Origin of the sequence: Streptomyces sp. H27-C3 (assembly GCF_030063415.1) — a bacterium.
Classification (GTDB): Bacteria; Actinomycetota; Actinomycetes; order Streptomycetales; family Streptomycetaceae; genus Streptomyces.
The window spans coordinates 51,071-63,605 of record NZ_JASITA010000028.1 but is presented as its reverse complement, the minus strand read 5'-3'; the positions used below and the strand labels follow the sequence as shown (position 1 = coordinate 63,605).

11 protein-coding genes are annotated in these 12,535 nt (G+C 69.1%); 7 read left to right on the top strand and 4 right to left on the bottom strand.

Features of this window, described 5'->3' with window-relative positions; all coding sequences use genetic code 11:
* Positions 1 to 2,202: RelA/SpoT family protein (locus QMK30_RS25480; RefSeq protein WP_283520654.1), on the top strand; the 2,202-nt coding region annotated here is incomplete at its 5' end.
* A gap of 229 nt (positions 2,203 to 2,431) precedes the next feature.
* On the opposite strand, the gene QMK30_RS25475 is transcribed toward QMK30_RS25480, so the two are convergent.
* Positions 2,432 to 3,661, bottom strand: coding sequence for a DUF349 domain-containing protein (locus QMK30_RS25475; RefSeq protein WP_283520653.1), 1,230 nt, complete (start codon positions 3,659 to 3,661; stop codon positions 2,432 to 2,434).
* 144 nt (positions 3,662 to 3,805) lie between these two features.
* Positions 3,806 to 4,624 carry a peptidylprolyl isomerase gene (locus tag QMK30_RS25470; protein WP_283520699.1) on the bottom strand — a complete coding sequence of 273 codons (819 nt, stop codon included), beginning with the start codon at positions 4,622 to 4,624 and terminating at the stop codon, positions 3,806 to 3,808.
* Positions 4,625 to 4,783: 159 nt separating this feature from the next.
* Here QMK30_RS25470 and QMK30_RS25465 point away from each other — a divergent pair, with 159 nt between their 5' ends.
* The 5 genes from QMK30_RS25465 to QMK30_RS25445 all read left to right on the top strand — a co-directional run bounded on the left by QMK30_RS25465 (position 4,784) and on the right by QMK30_RS25445 (position 9,886).
* Positions 4,784 to 5,491 (top strand): MBL fold metallo-hydrolase, encoded by a 708-nt coding sequence (locus QMK30_RS25465; RefSeq protein ID WP_283520652.1) that lies wholly within the window; start codon positions 4,784 to 4,786, stop codon positions 5,489 to 5,491.
* Between the two features lie 11 nt (positions 5,492 to 5,502).
* Complete coding sequence (gene hisS, locus QMK30_RS25460; protein ID WP_283520651.1) at positions 5,503 to 6,765, top strand: histidine--tRNA ligase; 1,263 nt, start codon at positions 5,503 to 5,505, stop codon at positions 6,763 to 6,765.
* A 285-nt stretch (positions 6,766 to 7,050) separates the two neighbouring features.
* A complete protein-coding gene (locus QMK30_RS25455; protein ID WP_283520650.1) occupies positions 7,051 to 7,680 on the top strand; it encodes a vitamin K epoxide reductase family protein in 630 nt (209 codons plus the stop codon).
* 63 nt (positions 7,681 to 7,743) lie between these two features.
* Positions 7,744 to 9,099: a replication-associated recombination protein A gene (locus QMK30_RS25450; RefSeq protein WP_283520649.1), complete on the top strand. Its 1,356-nt coding sequence runs from the start codon at positions 7,744 to 7,746 to the stop codon at positions 9,097 to 9,099.
* 79 nt (positions 9,100 to 9,178) lie between these two features.
* Positions 9,179 to 9,886 carry an HNH endonuclease family protein gene (locus QMK30_RS25445; RefSeq protein ID WP_283520648.1) on the top strand — a complete coding sequence of 236 codons (708 nt, stop codon included), beginning with the start codon at positions 9,179 to 9,181 and terminating at the stop codon, positions 9,884 to 9,886.
* A gap of 70 nt (positions 9,887 to 9,956) precedes the next feature.
* On the opposite strand, the gene QMK30_RS25440 is transcribed toward QMK30_RS25445, so the two are convergent.
* Positions 9,957 to 10,655: a DUF2470 domain-containing protein gene (locus QMK30_RS25440; protein WP_283520698.1), complete on the bottom strand. Its 699-nt coding sequence runs from the start codon at positions 10,653 to 10,655 to the stop codon at positions 9,957 to 9,959.
* A gap of 185 nt (positions 10,656 to 10,840) precedes the next feature.
* Between QMK30_RS25440 and rpsD the strand changes: the two genes are divergently transcribed.
* Positions 10,841 to 11,455, top strand: coding sequence for a 30S ribosomal protein S4 (rpsD, locus tag QMK30_RS25435; RefSeq protein ID WP_283520647.1), 615 nt, complete (start codon positions 10,841 to 10,843; stop codon positions 11,453 to 11,455).
* Between the two features lie 29 nt (positions 11,456 to 11,484).
* Here the strand turns inward: rpsD and QMK30_RS25430 are convergent, their stop codons facing one another.
* Positions 11,485 to 12,498 (bottom strand): hypothetical protein, encoded by a 1,014-nt coding sequence (locus tag QMK30_RS25430; RefSeq protein ID WP_502963223.1) that lies wholly within the window; start codon positions 12,496 to 12,498, stop codon positions 11,485 to 11,487.
* Positions 12,499 to 12,535 lie beyond the last annotated feature (37 nt).

The following is a 12,535-nucleotide window of genomic DNA, read 5'->3' as shown; positions in this document are numbered from 1 at the left end:
GTGCGCAGCAACGACCAGAAGATCGAGACCACGACCCTGCGCCAGATCGAGCACGCCTACCAGGTCGCCGAGCGCTGGCACCGCGGTCAGAAGCGCAAGAGCGGCGACCCCTACATCACCCACCCGCTGGCCGTCACCACCATCCTCGCCGAGCTCGGCATGGACCCGGCGACGCTGATGGCGGGCCTGTTGCACGACACCGTCGAGGACACCGAGTACGGCCTGGACACCCTGCGCCGCGACTTCGGCGACCAGGTGGCGCTGCTCGTCGACGGCGTCACCAAGCTGGACAAGGTCAAGTTCGGCGAGGCAGCGCAGGCCGAGACCGTACGCAAGATGGTCGTCGCCATGGCCAAGGACCCGCGCGTCCTGGTCATCAAGCTTGCCGACCGGCTGCACAACATGCGCACGATGCGCTATCTCAAGCGGGAGAAGCAGGAGAAGAAGGCCCGCGAGACCCTTGAGATCTACGCGCCGCTGGCCCATCGCCTGGGCATGAACACCATCAAGTGGGAGCTGGAGGACCTCGCCTTCGCGATCCTCTACCCCAAGATGTACGACGAGATCGTGCGTCTCGTCGCCGAGCGGGCGCCCAAGCGCGACGAGTACCTCGCCATAGTGACCGACGAGGTCCAGTCCGATCTGCGGGCCGCGCGTATCAAGGCCACCGTCACTGGTCGGCCCAAGCACTACTACAGCGTCTACCAGAAGATGATCGTGCGAGGCCGCGACTTCGCCGAGATCTACGACCTGGTGGGGATTCGTGTACTTGTCGACACGGTCCGCGACTGTTACGCCGCCTTGGGCACCGTGCACGCGCGATGGAACCCGGTACCCGGCCGGTTCAAGGACTACATCGCGATGCCCAAGTTCAACATGTACCAGTCGCTGCACACGACCGTGATCGGCCCCAGCGGCAAGCCCGTCGAGCTGCAGATCCGTACCTTCGACATGCACCGCCGCGCCGAGTACGGCATCGCCGCGCACTGGAAGTACAAGCAGGAGCCCTCCGCCGGTGCCTCCAAGGTGCGTACCGACGTACCGAAGAACACCGGCCGGGGCCAGGACACCGTCAACGACATGGCCTGGCTGCGGCAGCTGCTCGACTGGCAGAAGGAGACCGAGGACCCCAGCGAGTTCCTGGAGTCCCTGCGCTTCGACCTCTCGCGCAACGAGGTCTTCGTCTTCACGCCCAAGGGCGACGTCATAGCGCTCCCGGCCGGCGCCACGTCCGTCGACTTCGCGTACGCCGTGCACACGGAGGTCGGTCACCGGACCGTAGGGGCGCGGGTCAACGGGCGGCTCGTACCGCTCGAATCGACCCTCGACAACGGCGACCTGGTGGAGGTCTTCACCTCCAAGGCGGCAGGGGCGGGCCCGTCCCGCGACTGGCTGGGCTTCGTCAAGTCGCCGCGGGCCAGGAACAAGATCCGCGCGTGGTTCTCCAAGGAGCGCCGCGACGAGGCGATCGAGCAGGGCAAGGACGCCATCGCGCGGGCCATGCGCAAGCAGAACATGCCGATCCAGCGCATCCTCACCGGCGACTCGCTCGTCACCCTCGCGCACGAGATGCGCTACAGCGACATCTCCTCGCTGTACGCGGCGATCGGCGAAGGCCATGTCACCGCGCAGAGCATCGTGCAGAAACTGGTGCAGGCGCTCGGTGGCGAGGACGCGGCCAACGAGGACATCGCGGAGAGCTCGCCGCCCTCGCAGGGCCGCAGCAAGCGCCGGGCGAACGCCGACCCGGGCGTCGTGGTCAAGGGTGTCGACGACGTGTGGGTCAAGCTGGCCCGCTGCTGTACGCCGGTCCCCGGCGACCCCATCATCGGGTTCGTCACCCGGGGCAGTGGCGTATCGGTGCACCGCGCCGACTGCGTCAACGTCGACTCCCTGTCCAAGGAGCCCGAGCGCATGCTCGAGGTCGAATGGGCCCCGACGCAGTCATCGGTCTTCCTGGTCGCCATCCAGGTGGAGGCGCTGGACAGGTCCCGGCTGCTCTCGGACGTCACCCGCGTCCTGTCCGACCAGCACGTCAACATCTTGTCGGCGGCCGTCCAGACGTCCCGCGACCGGGTGGCCACCTCGCGCTTCACCTTCGAGATGGGCGACCCCAAGCACCTGGGGCACGTCCTGAAGGCGGTCCGCGGTGTGGAGGGCGTCTACGACGTCTACCGCGTCACCTCGGCCCGCAGGCCTTAAGGGGTGTCCGGCCGGTCTCCGTGGCGTCGCGGGGTCCGGCACGCACAGCTGCGGCGTTGTCGTCGGTCGCCGACGCTCCGCGTCGACTCCCTCCTCCGCGTTGCAGCTCCACCCGCCAGCCCGCGTCCCCAACCTCACGGGTCAGTACACCTGGGGCGGACAGCACCTGGGGCGGCCCCGATAGGGAAATCCGTATCGGGGCCGCCCCATGTGTGCGGAGGTTCCGGGCTCAGCCGCCGAACTCTTCCAGGCCCTTGAGCGCCTGGTCGAGCAGCGCCTGGCGGCCGTCGAGCTCACGGGCGAGCTTGTCGGCCTTGGCGTTGTTGCCCGAGGCACGGGCCGCGTCGATCTGCGTACGCAGCTTGTCGACGGCGTCCTGGAGCTGGCCGGTCAGACCCGCGGCGCGGGCACGCGCCTCAGGGTTCGTACGGCGCCACTCGGTCTCCTCGGTCTCCACGAGAGCCCGCTCCACCATCTGCATCCGGCCCTCGACCTTTGGGCGGGCGTCACGCGGCACATGACCGATGGCCTCCCAGCGCTCATTGAGGGAACGGAACGCGGCCCTGGCCGCCTTCAGATCCTTCACCGGCACCAGCTTCTCGGCCTCGGTCGCGAGCTCCTCCTTAAGCTTGAGGTTCTCGGACTGCTCCGCGTCGCGCTCCGCGAAGACCTCGCTGCGCGCGGCGAAGAAGACATCCTGGGCGCCGCGGAAGCGGTTCCACAGATCGTCCTCGGCCTCGCGCTGGGCGCGGCCCGCGGCCTTCCACTCGGTCATCAGATCGCGATAGCGGGCGGCAGTCGTCACCCAGTCCGTGGAGCCGGAGAGCGCCTCGGACTCGACGACCAGCTTCTCCTTGGCCTTACGGGCCTCCTCGCGCTGCGCGTCCAGCGAGGCGAAATGGGCCTTGCGCCGCTTGGAGAACGCCGAGCGGGCATGCGAGAAGCGGTGCCACAGCTCGTCGTCGGACTTCCGGTCGAGCCTGGGCAGGCCCTTCCAGATGTCCACCAGCGCCCGCAGCCGCTCACCGGCCGACCGCCACTGCTCGCTCTGCGCCAGCTCCTCGGCCTCGACGACCAGAGCCTCCTTGGCGTGCTTCGCCTCGTCGGTCTGCTGCGCCTTCTGTACCTTGCGCTCCTCGCGGCGCGCCTCGACCGTCTTGACGAGCGCGTCGAGGCGCTTGCTCAGCACGTCGAGGTCACCGACCGCGTGATGCTCGTCGACCTGCCGGCGCAGGTGGTCGATCGCGGTCTGTGCGTCCTTGGCCGACAGGTCGGTGGTCTTCACCCGCCGCTCAAGGAGGCCGATCTCGACAACCAGGCCCTCGTACTTGCGCTCGAAGTAGGCCAGGGCCTCCTCGGGAGAGCCCGCCTGCCAGGATCCGACGACCTTCTCGCCATCGGCCGTACGCACGTACACGGTGCCGGTCTCGTCGACACGGCCCCACGGGTCGCTGCTCACAGCGTCTCCTCCACATGATGCCTGTCAGGGGCGCGAAGGCCTCCGGGCATCGTCCACAGTTTCTTTTCGCGGGCCACAGGCGCCCCGCACTCCGCCAACATAGGCGAACCGCGGGGCGGCTGTCCGCATCCCGCACTGCCGGATTTACTTGGTGACGGTCGCCTTGTCGATGACGACGGTCGCATTCGGCGCCCCGTCACCCTGACCGGTCGCCTCACCAGCACCAGCGATCTTCTTCAGCACGTCCTGACCACCCTTGATGGTGCCGAACGGCGTGTAGTTGGCAGGCAGTTTGCTGTCCTGGTACACCAGGAAGAACTGGCTGCCCCCGGTACCCGGGCCCGCGTTCGCCATCGCGACCGTGCCGGCCGGGTAGACGCCACCCTTGAGCTTCGGGTCCTTCAGGTTCTCGTCGGGCAGCTTGTACCCGGGGGTGCCCGAGCCCTGGGCCGTCGGGTCACCGCACTGCAGGACGAAGATGCCGTTCGTCGTCAGCCGGTGGCACTTCGTGTGGTCGAAGTACCCCTTGGACGCGAGGAAGTTGAAGGAGTTGACCGTGCGGGGCGCCTTCGCCGCGTCCAGGCCGAGAGTGATGTCACCACAGGTGGTCTGCAGCTTCATCGTGTACGCGGCGGACTTGTCGATGGTGAGCGCCGGCTCCTTTTTGTACGACAGCTTCTTGATCGCACCGGCCGCCGGCTTCTCGCAGGGGTCGGGGCCCTTCGAAGGCGACACACTGGGCGTGGAGTCGGCGACGGTGTCCTTGCCGTCGTCCTTCTTGTCGTCGCCACTCAGGCTGCCGGTGGCGAACGCGGCGGCCCCGGCCGCCAGCACCACGGCGAGCGCCGAGGCGATCACGGCATTGCGCCGCCGCGACTTGCGCTTCGCGGCAGCGCGGCGCAGCTGCTGGCGTTCGAACTTTTCACGGGCGAGCTGCCGCCGCCGCTGATCGTTGTTGACCACCGGTGTCTCCTCGTACGTCTCGTCTGTCACTGCAGTCGGCCGACCTGAGCTTGCCCGTACCGTATATGGGTTACCTGTGGGATGAGCGGCGCCGGTAGGCTTTGATCCGCTGCCACTCGACGCGGCGATCTCTTGCCGGACGACACATAGAGGACGATCGTGCTAATTGCCGGGTTCCCCGCCGGGGCCTGGGGGACCAACTGTTACCTGGTCGCCCCCGCCGCAGGCGAGGAGTGCGTGATCATCGACCCGGGCCACCAGGCCACCGCGGGAGTCGAAGAGACGCTCCGGAAGCATCGGCTCAAGCCGGTCGCCGTCATCCTCACCCACGGCCACATCGACCACGTCGCCTCGGTGGTCCCGGTGTGCGGAGCGCACGACGTACCCGCGTGGATCCACCCCGCCGACCGGTACATGATGAGCGACCCGGAGAAGGCGCTCGGCCGCTCCATCGGCATGCCGCTGATGGGCGAGCTGACCGTGGGAGAGCCGGACGACCTCAGGGAGCTGACGGACGGCGCCGAGCTGAAGCTCGCGGGACTCGACCTCACCGTCTCGCACGCGCCCGGCCATACCAAGGGGTCGGTGACCTTCAACATGCCCGAGTCCGGCGATGTCCCGCCGGTGTTCTTCTCGGGCGACCTGTTGTTCGCCGGCTCCGTCGGACGCTCGGACCTGCCCGGCGGCGACCCCGCCGAGCTGCTCGGTTCGCTGGCCAGGGTGTGCCTGCCGCTCAGCGACCCGACCGTGGTGCTGTCCGGCCACGGCGCCCAGACGACCATCGGCCACGAGCGCGCCACCAACCCGTACATGCGGCAGGTGGCGGCCGGCCAGGGAGCGGCTCCCGCTCCACGACGAGGAATGTGACGAGAGATTCCGTGAGCACTTTTCAGGCCCCCAAGGGCACGTACGATCTGCTTCCGCCGGTCTCCGCGACGTACCTCGCGGTACGCGAGGCCATCGCGGCGCCGCTCAGGAACTCCGGCTACGGCTATGTCGAGACGCCGGGCTTCGAGAACGTCGAGTTGTTCTCGCGTGGTGTGGGCGAGTCCACCGACATCGTCTCCAAGGAGATGTACGCCTTCGAGACCAAGGGCGGCGACAAGCTGGCGCTCCGCCCCGAGGGCACCGCCTCCGTGCTGCGGGCGGCGCTGGAGGCCAACCTGCACAAGGCGGGCAGCCTCCCGGTCAAGCTCTGGTACTCCGGCTCGTACTACCGCTACGAGCGCCCGCAGAAGGGGCGCTACCGCCACTTCTCGCAGGTCGGCGCCGAGGCGATCGGTATGGAGGACCCGGCGCTGGACGCCGAGCTGATCATCCTGGCCGACCAGGCGTACCGCGCGCTCGGCCTGCGCGAGTTCCGCATCCTGCTGAACTCGCTGGGCGACAAGGAGTGCCGCCCCGTCTACCGGGACGCGCTCCAGGGCTTCCTGCGCGAGCTCGACCTCGACGAGGAGACCCGCCGTCGCATCGAGATCAACCCGCTGCGGGTCCTCGACGACAAGCGCGCCGACGTCCAGAAGCAGCTGGCGGGCGCGCCGCTGCTGCGTGACTACCTGTGCGAGGCGTGCAAGGCGTACCACGAGGAGGTCCGCGAACTGCTGACCGCGGCGGGCGTCGGGTACGAGGACGACGAGAAGCTGGTGCGCGGCCTCGACTACTACACGCGGACGACCTTCGAGTTCGTGCACGACGGTCTCGGTTCGCAGTCCGCGGTGGGCGGCGGCGGCCGGTACGACGGCCTGTCCGAGATGATCGGCGGCCCCGCGCTGCCGTCCGTCGGCTGGGCACTGGGTGTGGACCGCACGGTCCTGGCACTGGAGGCCGAGGGCATCACCCTCGAACTCCCCGTCACCACCAGTGTGTTCGCGGTGCCGCTGGGCGAGGAGGCCCGCCGGGCCCTGTTCGCGGTGGTGACGCGGCTGCGCCGGGAGGGCGTGGCGACCGACTTCTCGTTCGGTGACCGCGGCCTCAAGGGCGCCATGAAGAGCGCCAACCGGTCCGGGGCACGGTTCGCGATCGTCGCGGGCGAACGCGACCTCGCCGACGGCCTGGTCCAGCTCAAGGACCTCGAGTCGGGGGAGCAGGAGCCGGTCGCGCTCGACGCGGTCGTCGCCGAGATCCGGCGCAGGCTCGCCTGACGCACGCACGGAAAGCGAGGGCCCGGACACGTCGTCCGGGCCCTTCGCGTTTCCGGCGGGCGTCGTTCCACAGGCTTCCGGACGTCAACTTCGTGGCAGGGCCCACCCCTTACGGGCGTCACCGTCGCCGATGGCGCGCCTCCCGGCGGATGCCCAGGTCCAGGCCGTTTCCGCAGGCCGCGCATGCGTCCCTGAGTCCGTCCTTATGTCCATCGAACAGTGGAAACGGGTGGTGGTGCGGCACAATGACCCTGCCCGGCAGGTACTGAGTGATGGAACGGCGATATGACGACTGCAGTGGTAGGCGACGTGTCCTCCGACCGCGAGGGAGCGAGGAATACGGTCGGCAGCGGTCGCGCGCTGGCCCTGCTGTTGATGATCACCGGGGCGGCCGGTCTGCTGGCCTCCTGGGTCATCACCATCGACAAGATCAAGCTCCTCGAGGATCCGACCTTCACGCCGGGCTGCAGCCTCAACCCCGTGGTGGCCTGCGGCAACATCATGAAGAGCGAGCAGGCCTCGGCCTTCGGGTTCCCGAACCCGATGCTCGGCCTGGTCACCTACGCGATGGTCGTGTGCATCGGCGTGGGACTGCTGGCCGGGGCGCGTTACCGGAGCTGGTTCTGGCTCGGGCTGAACGCGGGCACGCTGTTCGGCGTCGGCTTCTGCACCTGGCTCCAATACCAGTCGCTGTACAACATCAACTCGCTCTGCCTGTGGTGCTGCCTGGCCTGGGTCGCCACCATCGTGATGTTCTGTTACGTCACCACGCACAACATCAAGCACCGGATCATCCCGGCCCCCGAGGGCCTGCGGAAGGGCCTGCTGGAGTTCCACTGGGTGCCTCCGGTTCTGTGGATCGGCGTCATCGGAATGCTGATCCTGACGCGCTGGTGGGACTTCTGGACCAGCTGACCAGCTGACCAGCTGACCGGCCGATCCGATGGCGTTGTCAGTGGGCTGGCATAGGCTTCATGCGTGGAGCCCGACCTATTCACCGCAGCCGCGGAAGACCGCCAGTTGAGGGACCCGTCCAGCAGTCCGCTGGCTGTACGGATGCGCCCGCGCACCCTCGACGAGGTGGTCGGCCAGCAGCATCTGCTGAAGCCGGGATCGCCGCTGCGCCGCCTGGTCGACGAGGGCGGCGGCGGCCCCGCGGGCCCCTCGTCCGTGCTCCTCTGGGGCCCGCCCGGCATCGGCAAGACCACGTTGGCGTACGTCGTGAGCCTGGCCACCCAGAAGCGCTTCGTCGAGCTCTCCGCGATCACCGCCGGCGTCAAGGAGGTCCGGACCGTCATCGACAGCGCCCGGCGCGCCTCCGGCGGCTACGGCAAGGAGACCGTCCTCTTCCTCGATGAGATCCACCGCTTCAGCAAGGCCCAGCAGGACTCCCTGCTGCCCGCCGTCGAGAACCGCTGGGTCACGCTCATCGCCGCGACCACCGAGAATCCGTACTTCTCGATCATCTCGCCGCTGCTCTCCCGGTCGCTGCTGCTCACGCTGGAGTCGCTGACCGACGACGACCTGAGCGCACTGATGCACCGGGCGCTCACCGAGGACCGCGGCCTGGGCGGGGCCGTCACACTGGCCGAGAACGCCGAGGCGCATCTGCTGCGGATCTCCGGCGGCGACGCCCGGCGCGCGCTGACCGCGCTGGAAGCCGCCGCGGGGGCGGCCATCTCCAAGAGCGACAAAGAGATCACCCTCGAAACGGTCGAGGAGACCGTCGACCGCGCGGCGGTGAAGTACGACCGGGACGGCGACCAGCACTACGATGTGGCGAGCGCGCTCATCAAGTCCATCCGCGGCTCCGACGTCGACGCCGCGCTGCACTACCTGGCGCGGATGATCGAAGCGGGGGAGGACCCCCGGTTCATCGCCCGGCGGCTGATGATCTCGGCCAGTGAGGACATCGGCCTCGCCGACCCGACCGCGCTGCCGACCGCCGTGGCCGCCGCCCAGGCCGTGGCCATGATCGGCTTCCCGGAGGCCGCTCTCACCCTGAGCCATGCCACCATCGCGCTGGCCCTCGCGCCCAAGTCCAACGCGGCGACGATGGCGATCTCCGCCGCCCAGGAAGACGTACGCAAGGGACTCGCGGGCCCGGTCCCCGCGCATCTGCGCGACGGGCACTACAAGGGCGCGGCCAAGCTCGGCCACGCGCAGGGCTATGTGTACCCGCACGACGTGCCGGGTGCCATCGCCGCCCAGCAGTACGCGCCGGACGCGGTGCACGGCAAGCAGTACTACACCCCCACGCGGTACGGCGCGGAGGCGCGTTACGCCGATGTGGTCGACAAGGTGCGCGAGCGGTTGCGCGGGGACGGCTCGTAGCGGGGGGCCGACCCGGACCGTCAACCCCGGTGCGCTCGTGGGCGCGCCGGAAGCAGTCGAAACCGGCAGGATCAGGGCCATGGTCCGACGATCCGCCTCCCCCCGCCGCGGCGCCGCGACGCTCCTGGCCTGCGCCGTCGTACTGCCCGGCTGCCACTACGACGGGCCGGCCGCCGCGCCGCCGAAGGCCGTCCCGCTGAGCAGCCCCGGCTTCCCGCCCTCGCCCGCCCAGGCACGCACCGGGCTGGCCGGCCTCGGAGTCGGCTGGGGCGAGAACTGGCAGACGTACAAGCGTGAGAGCTTCGGCAAGACCTGGTCGGACGACACCGACGCCCCGGGCGGGCGCAACGGTTGCGACACCCGCGACGACATCCTGGCGCGCGACCTGTCGGAGCTGCGCCGCGGCGACCGCAACCCCTGTGTGGTGCTGTCCGGGGTCCTGAACGACCCCTACACCGGCAGGAAGCTGCCGTACTCCTACCGTCGCGCCTCGCAGATCCAGACCGACCATGTCGTCGCGCTCGGCGCCGCATGGCGGGCGGGCGCCTGGGCGTGGACGCCGGAGCGGCGCCTTGTGTACGCCAATGACCTGGACGTCCTGCTCGCCGTGGACAAACAGGCCAACTACGACAAGAGCAGCAAGACCCCGGACAAGTGGAAGCCGCGCAGGGCGTACTGGTGCGAGTACGCCAGGCGCTGGACCGGGATCAAGGTGAAATACCGGCTGACCGTGACGCCGCCGGAGAAGCTCGTGCTCCGGGACATGCTCGTGGCCTGCCCGAAGTGAGCCGCTCGGACACCGGCCCACTCGGCCGGTGTGCCGGATCCCGGATGCGCGGCTCTCGGTGAGGGGCTCCTCAGTACGCCGCCGCGTCGAAGAGCTGATGCATGGCCCGGCGCAGCCCGATGATGTCGGTGACCGGCTCACGGAAGTCGAACCGCGCGTCGAAGATGCGCCCGCCGGTCGACTGGAAGCGCACCCGCAGCCCGAACCGGTCCAGTGCCACCGGCACCGCGCTCTGCCAGTCCCCTTCCGCCGGGTCCGCCCCTTGGCCCACCAGGCAGCCCAGTTCGCGCACCTGGTCGCTGTGCGCCGTGTGCAGATGCTGGAGGAGGTCGGCCTCGTGCGCCACCAGGGGATCCGCGGTCGCCGAGGCGAAGTCCTCGGGCTCCACGGAGCCGGTGCCCCACAGGTCGTCCACGCAGGCCTCGCCGACTTCGAGCCGCAGCAGCACGCGGCCGGGGGCGGCGATCCCGCGCATCGCGGTGAGCCAGCCGGTGACCCAGGCGCGGCCCCGGATACGGTTGGGGACCGAGACCGGCGCGACATCGGTGATCTCCAGCACAGCGGTCAGCTCGTCGTCCTGGGCGTGGGTGGCGGCGCGTACGGCCGGTGAGTCCGCGGGGAAGAGCAGGAACACCTCTCCGTCGGGCCCCACGCTCCGTTCCGACGGTGTCAGCTGCTCCGGACGGGCTCCGCCCAGCCCCGGGACGAGGAGCACCGCGGAGGAGGTACTCTGTACGAGAGTTCGTGTGCGTTCGGCTGCTGACGGCATCCGTGCGATTTCAAGTCCGCTGGGACGCGGCTGACCACGATCTGATCGGACCTCCGTCGCGTCGATGCCCTGAGCGTCGGCCTTCTTCGTGTTGTCCGTGACGTGACTGGTGTTCCCCGGGCGAGACATGCGATCTCCTTGAGTAAGGTGAGCCTAACCTAACCTACAACGGAGGTCCGGAGAACGTGCCTAACCAGTCGCGTCCCAAGGTCAAGAAGTCACGTGCGCTCGGTATCGCACTGACGCCGAAGGCTGTCAAGTACTTCGAAGCCCGCCCGTACCCGCCGGGCGAGCACGGCCGTGGGCGCAAGCAGAACTCGGACTACAAGGTTCGTCTGCTCGAGAAGCAGCGTCTGCGCGCCCAGTACGACATCAGCGAGAAGCAGATGGCCCGCGCGTACGACCGCGCCAAGAAGGCCGAAGGCAAGACGGGCGAGGCGCTGGTCGTCGAGCTTGAGCGCCGCCTCGACGCGCTGATCCTTCGTTCGGGCATCGCCCGCACGATCTACCAGGCCCGCCAGATGGTCGTTCACGGCCACATCGAGGTCAACGGTGGCAAGGTCGACAAGCCGTCGTTCCGTGTCCGTCCCGACGACGTCGTGATGGTCCGCGAGCGCAGCCGCGAGAAGCACCCCTTCCAGGTTGCCCGCGAGGGTGGTTACGACACCGACGGTGAGACGCCGCGCTACCTCCAGGTGAACCTGAAGGCCCTGGCCTTCCGCCTGGACCGCGACCCGAACCGCAAGGAAATCCCGGTCATCTGCGACGAGCAGCTCGTCGTCGAGTACTACGCCCGCTGATCAGGCGTACGTAGCTCAGTCAGAGCGACTCAGCCCGTCGTCTCCTCGCTCCTCACGGAGCGGGAGGCGGCGGGTTCGCGCGTGTGCGGGGCGTTTTTCCTGGGCGGTGATACCGCACACGGGCGCGGCAACACCGGGTGGGTCGGTCCCGCCAGCGCCCTGGCGACCGCCGTGTCCATGGCGAGCCCGGCGCCCTCGTGCCTGAGCTTCTCGTACGTGCCGTCGCCGAGGCGCTCGCGCGCCTGCTTTTCGCACAGCGTGTGCGGCTCGCTGTAGTACGCCGAGCCGAACAGGGGCAGTCCCACCGACGGCCAGATCCGCTCGGCCGGCCCCTGCAGGACGGCGGCCTCCGCCGGATCGCCCTGGTCCAGGGTCACCAGCGCCAGCAGCTCCAGCGTGAGCACCAGACCGAGCAGGTCGTGGAAGGTGTGGTCGATGGCCAGGCACTCCACGGGCAGCTCCCGGGTCCGTTCCGGTCGGCCGTGGGCCCGCGCCGCGTAGGCCAGGACGTACAGCGCGTACGCGAGAGTCCAGCGTTCCCCGTGGTCCTCGCAGGCCTCGGTGACCTCCTCGCAGATCAGCACGGCCTGCGCCAGATCGCCGCGGAAGGCCACCGCCATGGCCAACTCGACCTGCCCCATCAGCGCATTGCTGTTGAGCTCGCCGATCTCCCGGTAGCGCAGCAGCGCCTCACGCAGCAACTCCCTGACCAGGTCGGCGCAGCTGTCGACGAGGTGCTCGAACCCGTCGAGCACCAGCAGGAGTTCACGCCCGGCGAGATGTTCGAGGAGTACCTCGCGCGGTGGCCTGGTGGTGTGGTCGGTCAGCCCGAGCTCCTCGACGACCGCGTGCTCCAGCAGTTCGGGATCGGGGAGGGCGGACAGCTCGGCGAGCCACACCCCGTCGGCGTACCGTTCCTGCAGGACGCCCGCCGCGTGCAGCGCGAAGCGTGTCTTGCCGACGCCACCGACCCCGGTCATGGTGACCAGCCGGGCGCACATGAGCAGTCGGCCAAGTTCCGCGAGCTCCTCGTGGCGCCCCACGAATCGATTCAGTTCCGTCGGCAGATTGCCGTGAGCG